The organism is Streptomyces sp. NPDC043176 (genome assembly GCF_056436715.1).
Genome location: NZ_JBWKCA010000007.1, coordinates 214,789 through 231,613, shown reverse-complemented (window position 1 = coordinate 231,613; position 16,825 = coordinate 214,789). Strand labels below are relative to the sequence as shown.

The 16,825-nt window shown below is 72.9% G+C and carries 15 protein-coding genes; 7 read left to right on the top strand and 8 right to left on the bottom strand.

Features of this window, described 5'->3' with window-relative positions; all coding sequences use genetic code 11:
- Window positions 1-258: 258 nt before the first annotated feature.
- Together AC067A_RS14440 and AC067A_RS14435 are read left to right on the top strand one after the other, a co-directional pair.
- On the top strand, window positions 259-1,533 hold the full coding sequence (locus tag AC067A_RS14440) for an AAA family ATPase (protein ID WP_478619285.1): 1,275 nt from the start codon (window positions 259-261) through the stop codon (window positions 1,531-1,533).
- On the top strand, window positions 1,530-2,882 hold the full coding sequence (locus AC067A_RS14435; RefSeq protein WP_478619283.1) for a vWA domain-containing protein: 1,353 nt from the start codon (window positions 1,530-1,532) through the stop codon (window positions 2,880-2,882). Before AC067A_RS14440 ends, AC067A_RS14435 begins: the two co-directional genes overlap by 4 nt.
- A gap of 124 nt (window positions 2,883-3,006) precedes the next feature.
- Here the strand turns inward: AC067A_RS14435 and AC067A_RS14430 are convergent, their stop codons facing one another.
- Complete coding sequence (locus AC067A_RS14430; RefSeq protein WP_478619280.1) at window positions 3,007-3,708, bottom strand: DUF998 domain-containing protein; 702 nt, start codon at window positions 3,706-3,708, stop codon at window positions 3,007-3,009.
- A gap of 721 nt (window positions 3,709-4,429) precedes the next feature.
- On the opposite strand from AC067A_RS14430, the gene AC067A_RS14425 reads away from it, so the two are divergent.
- Window positions 4,430-5,875 (top strand): hypothetical protein, encoded by a 1,446-nt coding sequence (locus AC067A_RS14425; protein WP_478619277.1) that lies wholly within the window; start codon window positions 4,430-4,432, stop codon window positions 5,873-5,875.
- A gap of 75 nt (window positions 5,876-5,950) precedes the next feature.
- Here the strand turns inward: AC067A_RS14425 and AC067A_RS14420 are convergent, their stop codons facing one another.
- The 3 genes from AC067A_RS14420 to AC067A_RS14410 all read right to left on the bottom strand — a co-directional run bounded on the left by AC067A_RS14420 (window position 5,951) and on the right by AC067A_RS14410 (window position 8,697).
- Entirely contained in the window at window positions 5,951-7,300 is a 1,350-nt protein-coding gene (locus tag AC067A_RS14420) for a class II 3-deoxy-7-phosphoheptulonate synthase (RefSeq protein WP_478619275.1), read from the bottom strand.
- Between the two features lie 11 nt (window positions 7,301-7,311).
- Window positions 7,312-7,713 (bottom strand): cupin domain-containing protein, encoded by a 402-nt coding sequence (locus AC067A_RS14415; protein ID WP_478619273.1) that lies wholly within the window; start codon window positions 7,711-7,713, stop codon window positions 7,312-7,314.
- Window positions 7,714-7,908: 195 nt separating this feature from the next.
- The gene (locus AC067A_RS14410) at window positions 7,909-8,697 is read right to left on the bottom strand and encodes an ArsR/SmtB family transcription factor (protein WP_478619271.1); all 789 of its coding nucleotides are present in this window, start codon (window positions 8,695-8,697) and stop codon (window positions 7,909-7,911) included.
- 65 nt (window positions 8,698-8,762) lie between these two features.
- Here AC067A_RS14410 and AC067A_RS14405 point away from each other — a divergent pair, with 65 nt between their 5' ends.
- Entirely contained in the window at window positions 8,763-10,226 is a 1,464-nt protein-coding gene (locus AC067A_RS14405) for an MFS transporter (RefSeq protein ID WP_478619268.1), read from the top strand.
- Window positions 10,227-10,599: 373 nt separating this feature from the next.
- Window positions 10,600-11,379, top strand: a complete 780-nt coding sequence (locus AC067A_RS14400; protein ID WP_478619266.1) for an IclR family transcriptional regulator — start codon at window positions 10,600-10,602, stop codon at window positions 11,377-11,379.
- A 141-nt stretch (window positions 11,380-11,520) separates the two neighbouring features.
- Here the strand turns inward: AC067A_RS14400 and AC067A_RS14395 are convergent, their stop codons facing one another.
- From AC067A_RS14395 to leuC, 4 genes are read right to left on the bottom strand one after another with little or no spacing between them, the layout of a single operon-like run.
- Window positions 11,521-12,525 (bottom strand): TauD/TfdA family dioxygenase, encoded by a 1,005-nt coding sequence (locus AC067A_RS14395; RefSeq protein WP_478619263.1) that lies wholly within the window; start codon window positions 12,523-12,525, stop codon window positions 11,521-11,523.
- A gap of 5 nt (window positions 12,526-12,530) precedes the next feature.
- Window positions 12,531-13,151 (bottom strand): cysteine hydrolase family protein, encoded by a 621-nt coding sequence (locus AC067A_RS14390; RefSeq protein ID WP_478619260.1) that lies wholly within the window; start codon window positions 13,149-13,151, stop codon window positions 12,531-12,533.
- A complete protein-coding gene (gene leuD / locus AC067A_RS14385; RefSeq protein ID WP_478619258.1) occupies window positions 13,148-13,747 on the bottom strand; it encodes a 3-isopropylmalate dehydratase small subunit in 600 nt (199 codons plus the stop codon). The genes AC067A_RS14390 and leuD overlap by 4 nt, the downstream gene beginning before the upstream one ends.
- Window positions 13,748-13,761: 14 nt before the next feature.
- Window positions 13,762-15,165, bottom strand: coding sequence for a 3-isopropylmalate dehydratase large subunit (gene leuC / locus AC067A_RS14380; RefSeq protein ID WP_478619256.1), 1,404 nt, complete (start codon window positions 15,163-15,165; stop codon window positions 13,762-13,764).
- 230 nt (window positions 15,166-15,395) lie between these two features.
- On the opposite strand from leuC, the gene aroH reads away from it, so the two are divergent.
- Window positions 15,396-15,842 (top strand): chorismate mutase, encoded by a 447-nt coding sequence (aroH, locus tag AC067A_RS14375; protein WP_478619254.1) that lies wholly within the window; start codon window positions 15,396-15,398, stop codon window positions 15,840-15,842.
- A 2-nt stretch (window positions 15,843-15,844) separates the two neighbouring features.
- A complete protein-coding gene (locus AC067A_RS14370) occupies window positions 15,845-16,813 on the top strand; it encodes a 3-deoxy-7-phosphoheptulonate synthase (protein WP_478619252.1) in 969 nt (322 codons plus the stop codon).
- The last annotated feature ends 12 nt before the right edge of the window (window positions 16,814-16,825 follow it).

Below are 16,825 nucleotides of genomic sequence, written 5' to 3'. Positions count from 1 at the left end.
CGACCTGCCGCCCGCAGGACCGCCCGTGCCGGGGTCTTCGGCCTACCGGCTCCCCCTTGACCCGCCCCGGGCCCCGAAAGCCCCGGCGGCTCGACCGACCCCGCGCCGGGCCCGGCGCCCCGCCCGATCTCCCGGCACGTATCGCGCTGTGCGCGCTCTGCATGAGGTGCGTGCTCTGCATGACGTGCGTGATGTGCGTGCCGTACACCGCTCGACCAGTCCGGACCTTCCGTCCACGAATTCCCCCAGGTGATGCCCATGACTTCCAGCACCGTCCTCTCCGTGCCCGTACCGCCGGCCGCCGACCTGCCGCAGCTCGGCCTCGCCGAGGACCTCCTGTCCCTCCTGCGCACGACCACCACCGAGCCGCGCCACGACGAGCAGTTGGAGGCACTGACCCTCGCCGTCGCCGCGGACCTGCCCGTACTCCTGTGGGGCGAGCCCGGCATCGGCAAGACCGCCGCGCTGACCCAGCTCGCCGCCTCCCTCGACCTGCCGCTGACCACGGTGATCGCCAGCGTCCACGAGCCGACCGACTTCTCCGGGCTGCCCATCGTGGGCGAGGACCCGGCGGTGAACGGGGTGCCCATGGCCCCGCCGCAGTGGGCCGTGGAGTTGGTGCGCGCCGGGCGGGGGCTGCTCTTCCTGGACGAGCTGTCCACGGCCACCCCGGCCGTGCAGGCCGCGCTGCTGCGCGTCGTCCTGGAGCGGAGGGTCGGGGCGCTTCGGCTTCCCCCCGGCGTACGGATCGTGGCCGCCGCCAACCCCCGGGCGTCTGCTGCCGACGGCTGGGAGCTGAGCCCGCCGCTGGCGAACCGGTTCGTGCACCTGTACTGGGTGCACGACCGGGAGGTGGTGGTGCGCGGTCTCGGCGGGGTCTGGCCCCGTGCGGAACTGCCCCGGCTGGACGCGGCGGGGTTGCCGGACGCCGTGGCGTTCGCCCGCCGCGCGGTGTGCGGTTTCCTGAGCACGCGGCCGACGCTGATCCACCGGCTGCCGACCACCGAGACCCGGCGCGGCGGGGCCTGGCCCTCGCCCCGCAGCTGGGAGGCCGCGATGACGCTGCTCGCCTTCGGCACGGCCGCTTCCGTCTCCCGGGACGTGCTGGCGCTGCTGGTCCGGGGCGCGGTCGGGGACGGCCCCGGGCTCGAACTGCTCGCCCACATCGACCGGATGGAGCTGCCCGACCCTGATGTGCTGCTGGCCGATCCCGCCGCCGCCGAACTGCCGGAGCGCGGCGACCTGCGCCAGGCCACGCTGGACGCGGTCGTGGCCGCCGTCGGCGCGCGCCCGGAGCGGGAGCGCTGGGAGGCGGGCTGGGCGCTGCTGGTCAGGGCGCTGGAGACCGGCGCACCGGACCTGCTGGTGGGCCCGGCGAAGGCGCTGGCCGCGCTGCGGCGCGAGGGCTGGGAGGTGCCGGAGGCGGTGGAACGCCTCGCCTCGGTGATCGGACTCGCCCGGCGGGCGGAGGATTCGGTGGCGCGGACCGCGGCGGCCGTGGGCGCCGGGAGCTCGGTGGGTGGTCGCGCATGACCGGAGCCGTGAAGCAGCCGAAGCGGCGCCAGGCAGACCCGTCGGCTCGCCCCCTGCCCCGTCCGATGGCCCCTCCCCCGCCGCCCAGGCCGGTGCGGGTCGCCGTGCCCCACCTCCCGCCGGGGCCGGCCGTCCCTCTGGACACGGAGAAGCTGCTGGCCGCCCGGCTGCACGCGGTCACGGTCCGCCCGTACCTCGCCAGCGCGCTCTTCGCGCTGCACGTGGTGGAGGACCGGTCCGTACCGACCATGGCGGTGGACGCGTACTGGCGCTGCTACGTCTCCCCGCTGTTCGTGGCGCGCACCCCGCTGGAGGAGCTGGCGGGCGTGTGGGTGCACGAGGTCTCCCACCTGCTCCGGGACCACCACGGGCGGAGCGAGCGGTACGCGCGGGAGCACGGGGAGCGCGGGCCCGGGCAGCGGCTCCGGCAGAACATCGCGGCGGACTTCGAGATCAACGACGACATCTACGGTGACGGCCTGCCGATGCCGACGGGGGCGGTGCGGCCGTCGATGCTGGGCCTGCCGGACGGGCTGCTCATGGAGGAGTACCTGCGCACGTCCTCGATGGCGGGCCGCACTTCGCGGCTGACCTGGCTGGACTGCGGCAGTGGCGCCGACGGGCACGCGCGGCCCTGGGAGCTGGGGCCCGAGGGGGCACACGGGCTGAGCAGGCAGCAGCGGGACGCGGTGCGCTTCCGGGTCTCCGAGGCGATCACCGGCCGGCCCGGGGAAGCCCCGGAGGGGTGGCGGCGGTGGGCGGACGAGGCGTTCCATCCACCGCAGCCGTGGCGGCAGTTGCTCGGCGCCGCGGTCCGCGCGGCCGCGGGCGCGCCGGGGGTGGGCGAGGACCACAGCTACCGGCGTCCGTCCCGCCGTTCGGCCGGTGTGCCCGGCGTCGTGCTGCCGAGCCTGCGCCGCATGCCACCCCGCGTCTGCGTCGTGATCGACACCTCCGGTTCGGTGAGCGACGCGGAGCTGGGCGGCGCGCTGCTGGAGGTGGCGGCGATCTCGCGGGCGGTGGGCGGCCGGCGCGACCTGGTCTCGGTGATCTCCTGTGACGCGGCGGCAGGCGTCGCCGTACCGCTGTGCCGCGCCGAGAACCTCGAACTCATCGGTGGCGGCGGCACGGACCTTCGGTCCGGCTTCGCCCGGGCGTTGCGCTCCCGGCCCCGCCCCGACGTGATCGTCGCCCTCACCGACGGGCAGACGCCCTGGCCTTCCGCGCAGCCGCCCTGCCGCACCGTCGTCGGTCTCTTCCCGCGGCCCGCCCGCGCCGTGGACGAGGACGACCCGGACTACACCCCTGACGACCCGCCGGCCTGGGCACGTGTCGTTCCCATCGGATAGCGGGGGTGCCCGCGCGGGCCGCGAACGGCTGCTCGCAGGCCTCAGGTCAGGTGACGGCCGAGCGCGGAGTCCATCCGGCGTACGTCCTCGGGCTCCCGGCGGAGAAGATTCGGACCATTCTGTTTCAGCCGCGGCCGGCGGTCGTGTTCGGCGGTGGCGGCGGTGTGATCGGCGACTTCGTCTCAGGCTCCGTAGCCGCAGGGAGGGTGTCATGGGCCGGTGCCCGTCGGGTACGTCGCGGCCGGGCGATGACGCCGTGAGTGGCGGCGGCGAGCGACCAGAGCAGGAGGGGGAAGGCGGCGACCCGTTCCATGCCTCCCATGCCGAGACCGAGGTAGGCGTGGGAGAGGAACAGTCCGAGGGCGGTGAGCGCTGTGGCGCCCGAGAGGACGGCGCCCCACCGCAGGAGCGTGGGTGTGTGGTGTGCCAGGGCGAATCCCGCGACGACGAGGCCGATGTTGCCGGCCGCCATGATGAGGAGGGCGCCCAGGACGTGTCGGTTCTCGTCGACGTCCGCGGGCGCCAGTCCGGCCAGTACGAATCCCGCTCCGGCGGCGGCCAGCAGCAGGCGGGCCGTGGCGGCGGCCCGGCCGGGGCGCCACAGGGCACCGCCGGTCAGGGCCGCGCCGACGAGGAGGAGCACGCCCAGGGCTGTGAACGAGCTGTTCATCAGGGCGTGTTCGGGTGAACAGATGTACCGCGGCTCGGGTTCGGACTGCAGGGCGCAGTGAACGTTGCCCAGGTCGCTGATGTTGTTCCGCGCCCAGCTGTACGGTCGGGCCCACGCCGACTCGGCGATCACGTGGACGACGAAGAACTGCACCACGCCGACAATCCATGCCCCATGACCGATCCGTGCCTTCACCTGTCCGCCTTTCGTCACGCGTATCCCGTACGGACAGCCGATCACGCGGCGCCGGGCTGGGACACGCCGACGAGCCCCCTGAAGCGGGGTGGGGCAGACCCCACGGCGCGGGCGCGTCCGGTGGGCCGTTGGAGGCGGCGGCCGCCCGGGCGCGCGTGCCGCCGGTAGGACCGGGCGCGTCAACGCTCAAGGGGAGAATCGCTGGTGACGGGATGTCGCACAAGGCGGACGCCGGTGTCAGGGATCGCACGGCGGCTGGCATGAGTTCGCCGTGCCGCGGCAACGATCGGACGCCCGCCGCTTCGACCGCCGCCCCGGGCGGGTCCTCTGGGCGCGAGGAGGAGTGATCGCGCCGACGGTCCGGCGCCCCCTCCCCCGGCCTTTGTCCGTCCGGGTGTTGCTCGGGTGCTGCGGGAACGTGAACCGTGTGAACACGCCGTGGCGGGAGTCCGCGGAGGGATCCGGATCGCGGGGTCGGCGGCTAGCGTCTCGGGCAGAGCCGTTCCGGGGAGCAACCGCCACACGGAATCAGGGGCCCGGCCGCACCATCGGCCGCCGTTCCGCCGGCTGTTCCCGCCGCGTCCGCGGGCCCCGCTGTGCCGCAGCACCCGGCACCTCCCGGGGGCGCGTGGGCCGCGCGATCTCCCACCGATTCCTCCCCTTCAGCCACGAGGACCCCCTGATGCCGTTCTCCCTGCCCGCGGGCGGGCGCCTCGCCGTGCTCGCCCTCTCCCTCGCCGTGGCCCTCGGGGGAACCCCCGCGGCCGCAGGCCCGGCTTCCCCGTTCGGCCCGCAGCCGCCGCAGAACCCGGCCACGGCGGCCAACGGCTCCGCGACCATGCACGGCGACAGCGCCTCCAGCGGCACCAGCCCGTACCCGGGTCCCGGAACCGCCGGCGTCGACTACTCCCGTACGGCGCTGGCTTCGGCCTGCCCCACCGTGCTCGTGGGGAGCGACGGCTACGTGGTCGCCCTCTGCACCACCATCTTCGGGCAGACGCCGACGGTCCACCTGCTCGACCCCGCCACCGGAGCCGACCTCGCCTCCCTCGCCCTGCCCAAGGGCAGCCTCTTCGGCGGCGTCTACGCCTACCTCGACGCCACCGACCGCCTGGTCGTCGTCGACGGGAACGACAACCTGCTCCGCGTCGGCCACCGCCGCACCGAGTCCGGATGGACGCTCCGGATCGAGCAGTCCACGCCGCTCGGGAACGCCGTCCCCGCCGGGGACGACATCGTCGGCCTGACACCGGACTGGGACGGCAGGGTCTGGTTCGCCACCAGCGGCGGGGTGATCGGGACCGTCGACACCGGCACGGGTGCGGTGCGCGCCATCGGCACCGGCGAGGGCGTCCAGAACAGCATCTCCACCGTTCCCGGCCGCACCGCCGTCGCCACCGACCACGCCCTCTACCTCCTGTCGGCCGGGCCCGACGGAACCCCCGTCGTCGACTGGCGGGCCCCGTACGACCGGGGTCCGGCCCGCAAGCCCGGACAGCTCAGCTGGGGCACGGGCACCACGCCGAGCTTCTTCGGGCCGGGCGACGGCACCGAGTACGTCACCATCGTCGACAACGCCGACCCGCACGGGAACCTGCTCGTCTACCGGGTGGCCGGCGGGCCGGAGCCGATCTGCCGGGTCCCCGTGCTCACCCAGTACGCCCGCAGCGGCACCGAGGACGCCGTCATCGCCTCCGGCCGCAGCGTCTTCGTCACCAACACCTACGGCTACCCCTATCCCGCCCTGCCCGAGGGCGCTCCGGCGAGCGAGCCCTCCTCCGCGAACTTCGACGGGGGACTCAGCCGGATCGACGTCGACGCGGCGGGAACGGGATGCTCGGTGGTGTGGAACAGCCCCGTGAAGTCCGCCGCGCTGCCCCGGCTGTCCCTCGCCGACGGAAGGATCTACACCGTCTCCGTGACCGGGCCGACCGGCAGCGCCGGCCTGAACACCTTCGCCCAGTACCACCACGCCGTGCTCGACCCGGCCACCGGCGCCAAGCTGAGCAGCTCCTACCTGGGCATCGGGCTGGTCTACAACCCGCTCCAGATGCGGGGGACGGCCGCCCCGGACGGCACCCTCTACCAGGGCACCGAGACCGGAGTGGTCCGCATCTCCAAGCGCTGACCCCTGCATGAGGGGAGCCCGTCGAGAACAGTCGCGTGGCCGCACCGGTCTCCTGCCGGTGCGGCCACGCGGGGTTCAGGCGCTGCGGGTCTGTTCGCGGTACATCTGCGCGACGAGGAAGGCGAGGTCGAGGGACTGGCTGCGGTTGAGGCGGGGGTCGCAGGCGGTCTCGTAGCGTCGGTGGAGGTGGTCCACGAGGATCTCGTCGCCGCCGCCCACGCACTCGGTGACGTCGTCACCGGTGAGTTCGACGTGGATGCCGCCGGGGTGGGTGCCGAGTGCCTTGTGGACCTCGAAGAAACCCTTGACCTCGTCGAGCACGTCGTCGAAGCGGCGGGTCTTGTGGCCCGAGGAGGCTTCGAAGGTGTTGCCGTGCATGGGGTCGGTGACCCAGGCGACGAGGGCGCCCGACGCGGTGACCTTCTCGACCAGCTCGGGGAGCTTGTCGCGGACCTTGTCGGCGCCCATGCGGACGATGAAGGTCAGCCGGCCGGGCTCGCGGTCCGGGTCGAGGCGGTCGATGTAGGCGAGGGCTTCGTCCGCCGTGGTGGTGGGGCCGAGCTTCACGCCGAGGGGGTTGCGGATCCTGGAGGCGAACTCGATGTGGGCGTGGTCGAGCCGGCGGGTGCGCTCACCGATCCAGACCATGTGGCCGGAGGTGTCGTAGAGCTGCCCGGTGCGCGAGTCCACACGGGTGAGGGCGGACTCGTAGTCGAGGAGGAGGGCCTCGTGGGAGGAGAAGAACTCGACGGTCCTGAACTCTTCGGGGTCGGCGCCGCAGGCCTCCATGAAGGTCAGCGCGTTGTCGATCTCGCGGGCCAGCGCCTCGTAGCGACGGCCGGAGGGGGACGACTTCACGAAGTCCTGGTTCCAGGCGTGGACCTCGCGCAGGTCGGCGTAGCCGCCGGTGGTGAAGGCGCGCACGAGGTTGAGGGTGGAGGCGGAGGCGTGGTACATGCGCTTCAGGCGCTGCGGGTCGGGTGTGCGGGCCGCGGCGGTGAAGGCCTGGCCGTTGACGGAGTCGCCCCGGTAGCTGGGGAGGGTGACTCCGTCGCGGGTCTCGGTGGGGCTGGAGCGGGGCTTGGAGTACTGGCCGGCGATGCGGCCGACCTTGACGACCGGCACGGAGGCGGCGTAGGTGAGGACGACGCCCATCTGCAGGAGGGTCTTGAGTTTGTCGCGGATGTCGTCGGCCGATACGGCGTCGAAGGCTTCCGCGCAGTCGCCGCCCTGGAGGAGGAAGGCCTCTCCCCTGGCGACGGCCGCCATGCGGGCGCGCAGCTGGTCGGCTTCGCCGGCGAAGACGAGCGGGGGGAAGGACCGGAGGTCCGCGATCACCTCGCGCAGGGTCTCCGGGTCGGGGTACTCGGGTTGTTGCGCCGCGGGCAGGGTCTGCCAGGATCCGGTGGGGCTGTGGAGGTTCACGCCCGTCCTTTTCAGTTCGTCGGTACGACGGGGGCCTGACGGATGCCGAGGAGGGTGCACCCGGTCTCCGTGCTGATGCGGTGGACGCTTCCCGGCTCCTCTATGACGAGGTCGCCGACCCGGTAGCGGTCGCCGTTGTCGTTGAGGAGTTCGCCCTGGAGGACGAACATGAGCTCGTGCCCGAGGTGCTCGTGGAGGTCTCCGTGGGCGCCGGGGTCGAAGCGGATGAGCTGGGCGGTCGCGGGCCGGTCGTCGTCGGTCGTGTACAGGGCGTGGACGGCGGTGCCGGTACGGCCCGGCTCGTGCCACCGCTTCCAGTCGACGGAGTCCAGTGCCTCGGGGGTCAGCAGGTCGCGCAGGACGGTCACGCTGCGGTCCGTGCGGTCGCCGACGGGGGCGGGCGTAGTGGGCACGTCGGTGTTCTCCCTTTGCTTCTGCCGGTGTGAGCGTTCCGCGGGCCGGCGTCGTGCGGTGTTTGTTCGGCCCGATCCAGGCTCGGGGCAGGAGGGCCGCACGTCATCACTCGTCGGAGGAAGCTCCGGCGCCCGTTCCTCCGGAGGTGTACACCGATCGGCCGAGGTTCCCGTCCCCGTCGGCCGGTGGTGCGGTCAGTCCGCGGGCGGCAGGCCGAAGGTGGCGGCCAGGCCGTCGGCGCCGTCCTCGGTCACGTGGACGACGCGGGGGCTCGATCCGTAGCGCAGCCAGCCCAGTGCGAAGAGGCGCGCGGTGAGCGCGGCGCCGACCGCGCCGGCGAGGTGGTGGCGCTGTTCGCTCCAGTCCACGCAGTAGCGGATCGGGGGGCGGCGGGCGGGCAGCCGGTCCAGGTCGACCCCGAAGCGGGCCAGGGTGTCCCGGCCGGTGTCGGTGAGCCGGTAGTCGACGTCGTGCCCGTATCCGGACGCGCCGTCGCGCACCGCTTCCTCGGGGCGGTGGCTGCCGTCGTGCCCGGCGAGGAGGCCGTCCTTGAGCATGCAGTCCAGGAGGCTCACGCCGAGTCGGCCGGCGAGGTGGTCGTAGCAGGTGCGGGAGCGGCGCAGGGCGCCTGCGGTGCTGCTCTCGCGCAGTGAGGTGACCGGGAGGGGTGGTGCGATGACGGCCAGCGCCTCCAGGGCGAGGCTGACGTCGGGGTTGGCCAGGCGGTAGTAACGGCACCGGCCGGCGCTTTCCATGACGACCAGCCGCGCCTCGACGAGCTTGCCCAGATGGACGCTGGCCGTCGCGGCGCTCACGCCCGCCTCGGTGGCGAGCAGGCCGGCGGCCACGGCCCGGCCGTCGCTGAGCGCCTTGAGCATCCGGGCGCGGGAGGGGTCGGCGATCAGATGCGCGGCCCGGGCGATGTCGGGCTGGTGGTGTACCTGGTCCTGGTTCCGGCGTCGACCGGTCGTCGTCCTTGCCATGCCGCCAGCGTAGTCCGACCACACTTTGACGGGTGACTAAATGTTGCGACCCGAGACTGGATCGCATGACGTCCACAGACCCTTCGCCCTCCCCCGCTCTCGCGCCCGACGCCTCCGCAGGGCCGCCGCCCGAGCGCCCCGCGCTTTCCCTTCCGCCGCTCATCGCACTGAGCCTCGGCTACTTCCTGGTGATGCTGGACGTCACGGTCGTGAACGTGGCCGTGCCCGCCATCCAGGACTCGCTCGACGCCGGTCCGTCGGACCTGCAGTGGATCGTCGACGGGTACAGCGCCTTCTTCGCAGGGCTGCTCCTGGTCGGCGGCGGGCTCGGTGACCGCTTCGGGCACCGGCCGCTGTTCCTCTCCGGCCTGGGGGTCTTCGCCGCCGCGTCCGTGGGCTGCGCGCTGGCGCCCTCCGCGGGGGTCCTGATCGGTGCCCGACTGGCTCAGGGCGCCGGGGCCGCGCTGCTGGTTCCCGCGTCGTTCGCCCTGCTGCAGGCGGCCTACCCCGACCGGGCCCAGCGTGCCCGGGCGGTCGGCTACTGGGGGCTCGTCTCGGCGGTCGCCTTCGGCGCCGGGCCGGCGGTCGGCGGGCTGCTGGTCGCCGGGTTCGACTGGCGTGCGGTGTTCTGGGTGAACCTGCCCGTGGCCGCGGTGGCGGTACTGCTCACCCTGCGCCACGTCCCCGCTCCGGGCCGGAAGGACCGGCCCGGCCGGATGGATCCGGCGGGTCTGCTGCTGGGTGTGCTCGGGCTGCTCGGCGTGGCCGGCGCGCTCAACGAGGCGGGATCCGCGGGCTGGACCTCTCCCGAGGTGCTGACGATGTTCGCGGGCGGCGTCGTGTGCCTGGCGGCCTTCGTCGCCGTCGAACTGCGCCTGGAGAAGAACGCGGCGGTACGGCCGGAGGGCCGGCGGCCGCTGCTGCCGATGTCGCTCTTCCGCGAGGTGCGGCTCTCGGCGACGAACGTCATCGGCCTGCTGCTCAGCTTCGGCTACTACGGCCTGCTCTTCGTCGCCACCCTGTACTTCCAGCAGGAGCGTGGACTCAGCGCGCTGAGCACGGGCTTCGCCCTGCTGCCGTCCGTCTGCATGGGCTTCGTCGCGGCGCCGCTGTCGAGCCGCCTGACGGCCCGCAGCGGCCCGTACGTGCCCATGGCCGGCGCGCTGCTGCTCGGCGGCGTCGGGTTCCTGGGCTGGCTGGTCGCCGGTCCCGACACCCCTTATGCCGTACTGCTCTTCGCGCTCATGGCGACGGGCCTCGCGACCCCGGTCACCGTCGTGGCGGCGACCGTGGCCGTCATGGAGGCGAGCCCCGCGGAGAAGGCCGGTACGGCGTCGGCGGTGTTCAACGTGTCCCGCCAGGTGGGCAGCGCCATGGGTGTGGCCCTCTTCGGCACGCTCGTCGGCACCACGGACGGGATGATCGACGGACTGCACACGTCGGCGGTCATCGCCGCGGTGGCGTTCCTGTCGGCTTCGGTGGTGGCCGTGGTCACCGGACGCCGTGCCGACCCCGCCCGGGCCGGGTGACGTCACCGGGACCCGATGGACAGCAGTTCCGATCGCCTCGGGCGGCGGGCTCCGACGCGTCCGGCACTGGTCCGGGAGCGGGGGGGCGCGCCGCCCGCTTTCCTGTCCGGTTCCCGTCTGCTTCCCGTCCGGTTCCTGTCCGGTTCCTGTCCGGTTCCCGTCCGCTTCGTGTCCGCTTCGTGTCCGGTACGCGAGTCCCGCCGGTGCCCCTGCCCCGCGCCTGCCTCGCACTCCGCGGTTGATCATCCTTGGGCCGTAATCTCCCCTTCCGCGTGATCAAGGCGTAAACTTCGGCCGTCGATCGGTCAGAGAACACGTCGACGCGCGGCACTATTCTGAACGGCGTTCCGCCATACTGATTGCGAGTTGAAGCATGGTGCAGTCCGTTCAGCGTGCCGCACGCATCCTGAGAGAGCTGGCGGCCCAAGGCCCCCGCCTGGGTGTCACCGAGCTCGCCGAGCGGATCGGGGTCTCCAAGCCGACCGTGCACGCGCTGCTGCAGACCCTGGAAGCCGAGGGGCTGGTCCGGCAGGAGAAGGGGACGAGCAAGTACCTCCTGGGGATGGCGCTGCTCCGCCTCGGCAACTCCTATCTGGAGACGCAGGAACTGCGCTCCCACTCGGTCGCCTGGGCGGACACCCTGGCCGAGCGCACCGGCGAGGCGGTGTGGGTCGCGGTGCTCGACGACGACCGGCACATCCTCGTCGTGCACCACGCCTTCCGGCCCCGCAGCGGGGTGCAGATTCCGGACCTCGGCGCCAGCGTGCCGTGGAACACCTCCGCGCTCGGCAAGTCGCTCGTGTCCTTCCTTCCGTCGCAGCGGCAGCGGGAACTGCTGGACGGCGATCTGGCCCGGCTCACCGGGCACAGCGTGGTGGACCCCGCGGTGCTGGCGGACCAGTTGGAGGCGATCCGGCAGACCGGTTACGCGCTCGAGGACCAGGAGAGCACGCTGGGCGAGGCCTGCATCGCCTCGCCGGTGTTCGACCGGACCGGCGAACCGGCGGGCGCGATCGGTGTCATCGGCCCCGTCGAGCGCCTCCTGTCCAAGGCGAACCGGCAGCGGCACGCGATCGCCGTGCGCGATGTGGCGACCCTGCTCTCGCGCGAGCTCGGGGCCGGCCGCGGCGTCGCCTGGCGTGTGTCGGACTGACGCCGGTCCTCAGCCGGGCCGCCCCGTCGCGTCGGTCACGCCGGTCACGCCGGTCACGCCGTAACGTGCAAACGCGAGGGGCAGGTGCGCGGGAAGTGTTCCCGCGCACCTGCCCCTCGGAGTCCGTGGTCCGCCGGGCGGTCAGTCGCCGACCCGGCCGGCGACACCCTCCACCCAGCGGTCCGCGAAGCCGTCCGCGACGGCCTGGCTGCGCAGGGTGTACGTCTTCAGCAGCCAGCGCGAGCGCGACCGCTCGGGGTCGTTGACCTCGATCAGTTCGCGGCTGTGCAGCCCGTTCTGGTTGGCGAAGATCAGCAGGTCGCCCTCGAGGATGCGATGCCGCTTCTTGTCCGCGCGGGTGAGCGCGTTCTTCAGCTCGATCAGGGCGTCCTTGGCCTCGCCCGGGGCGTCGGGCGCGACGGTGGTGTGCGTGTCCAGGTAGCGGATGCCGTAGTCGCCCTGGAAGATCGCGTGCTTCTCCGAGACGGTCAGGCTGCTGTTGTTGTCCTTGGAGACCACGTCGAAGGGGGTGACGAAGTGCGCCTCCCCGAGGACGCGCAGGGTGTCCGCGGACAGTCCGGCGCGCAGCGTGCGGGCCTCGACGAGGCTCGTGCAGGTGTACTCCTGCACCGGGCACCGCATGCCCAGCAGGCTGATGTAGTCGGCGCGCACGGGGTGGGCGGTGCGGTCGTTGTGGTAGACGAGCTCGCCGTCGCTGTATCCGGTCTGCTTCCCGTGGTACTTGCTGATGGAGTACACGTCGGTGAAGAAGTCCCCGTTGAAGCGGGTCGCGTACGCCATCACCGGGGTACGGGTCAGCTGCGCCACGAGCTCGAGGAAGCCCTCGCCGACGTAGGTCAGCTTGTGGGCGTACTTGTCCGCCTGCGGGTCGTCGTGCCCCAGCTCGGGAAGGTCCTTGTCCACCGGGCAGTTGCGGAGCACGTGCGTGTCGGAGACGCCCGCCTCGCGCTCCGTCCGGATCTGTTCGGCGGCCTGGAGCAGCGACTCGGGGACCTTGCCCTCGGTCGTCCGCCGTACGGCCGCGGAGAAGGCGTGGTAGTCGTCGTACGGGTTGGTGTCGATGGTCTCGAGAACCCCGTACAGTTCGTCCTTCTCGCGGTCGGTCATGAGGTAGAACGGCTGCATCGACGTTACTCCTTCTCTTCGGTCACGTTCTCGTCGGCGGCCCGCGTCCGCCCCAACGCCTCGTCCACGGTGGTGACTTCGGCGGTACGGCGGATCAAGGTCAGGGCCGCTTCGTGCAGTTCGGGACTGGAGGTGGCGGTGGCGTCCTCCAGCACCTCCACGTGGAAGTCCAGGTCGTGGGCCTCGCGGGCGGTGGACAGGATGACGAGGTCGGTGGTCACTCCGGTCAGCAGCAGCGTGTTCACGCCGAGGGTCCGGAGGGTCAGTTCGAGGTGTGTCCCGAGGAACGGGTTGATCCGGCGCTTGGCGATGACCGGCTCGTGGGCCTCGGGCTTGAGGGAGTCGTGCACCTCGGTGCCCCAGGTCCCCAGGATCAGCCGGTCGCCGTCGGCGGCCTCGGCGAACAGCGGCGAGACCGGCGACCAGTCCGGGAGCCCCGGGGAGAAGCCGACGACCACGTAGACCACCGGTATGCCGCGTTCGCGGGCGTGGTCGATGGCGCGGCGGGCGTGGCCGAGGACGTCCCGGCTCTCGATCTGGTCGAGGCAGACGTCGTTGTACTTCCCGTCGGGGTGGGCGATCTCGTTGATGAGGTCGAGCACCAGCAGGGCGGGGCGTCGGGTCATCGGCCGTTCCTCGTCGTCGTGGGCAGGAGCGGTCGGCGGCGCCGCTCGTGCGCGCTGATCTCCGCCTCGTGGCGCAGGGTGTCGCTGATGGTGTCCGCGCCGCGCAGCAGCCGGTCGCGTGCGCCCTCGTTGATCTCGAAGGTCTCGGTCCGGTCGGCGAACCGGACCTGGCGCAGCTCCAGGTCGACGGTGAGCGGTGTGGTCGGGTCCGTCTCGGTCAGCTCCCACAGCCGCTCCACGGCGTCCGGGGGGAGTGCGACGGGCAGCAGGCCGCGCATGAGGGCGTTCTCGCGGAAGATGTCGCCGAAGCTCGCCGCGATGACGGCCCGGAATCCGGCCTTCTGCAGGGCCCAGACGGCGGACTCGCGGGAGGAGCCGGTGGCGAACTCGTTGCCCGCCACGAGGACGGTGGCGCCCTGGTACTGGGCCTGGTTCGCGGGGAACGACGGGTCGTCCCGCCAGTCCCCGAACAGGCCGTTGCCCTGGCCGGTGGGGCTGAAGTAGGGGACGAAGCGGGCGGGGATGATCTGGTCGGTGTCGACGTTGCTGCGCCGGAGCGGCAGCGCCGTACCGACGTGCACGGTGAACTGTTCCATGTAGGTGCGTGGCCTCACAGGTCGGTGGGTGCGGTGATGCGGCCGGTGACGGCGCTGGCCGCGGCCACCGCCGGGGAGGCGATGTGCGTGCGCGACCCCTTGCCCTGCCGGCCTTCGAAGTTGCGGTTGCTGGTCGACACGGCGCGCTGTCCGGACCGCAGCCGGTCCTCGTTGAGACCGCAGCACATGGAGCAGCCGGCGATGGGGCGGAAGTCCGCGCCGGCACCGGTGAAGACCTGGTCGAGCCCCTCGTCCACGGCCTGCCGGTGCACGGCGGCGGAGCCGGGTACGACCAGCATGCGCACTCCGTCGGCGACCCGGCGGCCACGCAGCACGTCGGCCGCGGCGCGCAGGTCCTCGATGCGGCCGTTGGTGCAGGAGCCCACGAACACGGTGTCGATCCCGATGTCCGTCAGTCGGCTGCCGGGTTCGAGGTCCATGTACGCGAGGGCGCGTTCGGCCGCCGCGCGCTGGGTGGCGGTGTCGAAGTCCGCGGGGCTCGGCACACGGCCGTCGAGGGGCAGGCTCTGGGCCGGGTTGGTTCCCCAGGAGACGTACGGCCGGACCGTGGAGGCGTCGAGGGTGATCTCCTTGTCGAACGTCGCGTCCGGGTCGGTGCGCAGGGAGGTCCAGTACGCGACCTCGGCGTCCCACTCGGCTCCCTGCGGCATGCCGGGACGGGTGCGCAGGTAGGCGAAGGTCGTCTCGTCGGGGGCGACGAGGCCCGCCTTGGATCCGGCCTCGACCGACATGTTGCACAGGGTCATGCGGCCTTCCATCGACAGCGCCTCGACGGCCGGCCCGCGGTACTCGATGATGTGGCCCTGGCCTCCGCCGGTGCCGATGGCCGCGATCAGCGCCATCACCAGGTCCTTCGCCGTGGTGTCCGCCGGGAGGGTGCCCGTGACGTCGACCGCCATGTCCTTCGGGCGGCGCGTCCACAGCGTCTGTGTGGCGAGTACGTGCTCCACCTGGCTGGTGCCGATGCCGAACGCGATGGCTCCGAACGCGCCCAGTGTGGTGGTGTGCGAGTCGCAGCACACGACCGTCATGCCGGGGCGGACCAGGCCTTGTTCGGGACCGATGACGTGCACGATGCCGTGCTCCTCGTCACCGCGCCGGTACATGCGGATCCCGAAGGCGTCGGAGTTGTCCCGGAGCTGGACGGACTGGCGGCGGCCGGCGGGGTCGTCGAATCCGTGGAGGGGGGACGTGGTGGGCACGTTGTGGTCCTCTGTGCTCACCGTCAGCTCGGGGCGCCGCACGGTGCGTCCGGCCGCTCGCAAGCCGTCGAACGCCGCGGGCGTGTTCACCTCGTGGAGCAGGTGGAGATCGACGTAGAGCAGGTCGTCGCCTCCTGCGTCGCCCCTGCGGACCGTGTGGTCGGCCCAGACCTTTTGCGCAAGCGTTGAACCCATGTCCGCCATGCTCCCGGCACGTGTGGTGCCGGGGCATCGGCCGATGGTGGAGGCCTCCTTCGCCGGTGCACGGCACTCCTCCTTCCGCGCACCCGGGCCGTGGCGGCCGGCCGGGTCGTCCGTCGGTGGATGACGAGGGGGCCCGGGGCCGAGCAGGATGACCCCGCGTTCCACGCCTGTTCGATCCGCCCGTCGGCATCTCCGGAGAAGAAGTGAACGGACACAGTGAAGTGAACGGACGCCCCGTCGTCGAGCCCGCGGGCCCGACGGCCGCGCCCCCCGCCCCCCGGGTGCTGGCCCTGCGCGGTGCCACCCAGGCGGCGTCGAACGATCCGGACGAGATCGTGCGGGCCACCACCGAGCTGCTCGGTGAACTGGTCACCCGCAACGCCCTCGACCCGGCCGACCTGATCAGCATCTGGTTCACCGCGAGCCCGGACCTCACCGCCGCGTATCCGGCCCGCGCCGCCCGGGAGATGGGGTTCGTGGACGTGCCGCTGATGTGCGCGAGCGAGATCGACGTGCCGGGCGGCAGTCCGCGCGCGGTACGCGTGCTGATCCACACCCATTCCGCCCGGCCGCGGGCCGCTGCCGCGCACGTCTACCTGCGCGGCGCGGCCTCGCTGCGCCCGGACCTGGTCACGGGCGCGTCCACCGCCGGGTCGGCGGGGGCCTGACCGTGTCCTCGTCCGATGTCCCGGTCGACGCCGCGACGGTACGGGCCGAGCCGGTCGTGCCGTCCCGTCCGGTGACCCGGGAGGACACCGAGGTCCTGCGGCGGCTGCTGGCCAGGGCCGCGGCCGGCGAGTACCAGGTGCTCCATGCCGGGGACCACGTCGAGGAGCGCCGGCTCGCCGGTGACCCCGCGGTCGCCGGCCGCGAGGCGGGTCTCCTCGACGCGTTGGCCGGGATCATGCGGGTGAACAGCGGCAGACCGGTGCTGCGGATCGGCCGGAAGCGGGTGGACGGCGGCGCCCGGCGCGACGGGGATCCGGTGTGGACCGGTCAGGGGTTTCCGGCGCCCGACGACGAGCCGTCCTTCCTGCGGCGCACACCGGCGGACCGGCCCCTGCTGACGTCCACGCATCTGCCGTGGCTCGGGGAGGGCGCCCTCCGGCCGGACGGGGAGCCTGCCCGGTGGTTGGCCCGCGTCGCGAACCCGATCGCCTGCGAGGTCGGCCCCGACACCTCTCCTGACGAGCTGGTACGCCTGTGCCGTGTGCTGGATCCCGACCGGGCGCCCGGCCGTCTCACGCTCGTCTCGCGTATGGGCGTCTCCCGTGCGGCGTCGGAGCTGCCCCGGCTCGTGACCGCGGTGCGGCGGGCCGGGCATCCGTCGGCGTGGCTGTGCGACCCGATGGGCGGCAACACGCTCACCGCCGGCTCGGGCCGCCGGACCCACTTGGTGTCGATGGTGATCGAGGAGGTCGTGGCCTTCCAGCGGGCCGTCGTCGAGGCGGGCGGAGTGGCCGCGGGGCTGCGTCTGCTGACCACCCCGGATCCGGTGGCGGAGTGCGCCTGGGGCCTCGGTGACCTGGACGGGGTGGCCGAGCGCTCGACTTCGGCGTACCCTCCGCGGCTCAACGCCCAGCAGGCGTTCATGGTGGTGGGCGCGTGGGGGCCTTCCCGGCCGGACGCCGGGGCGTGACCGGAAGGGCGT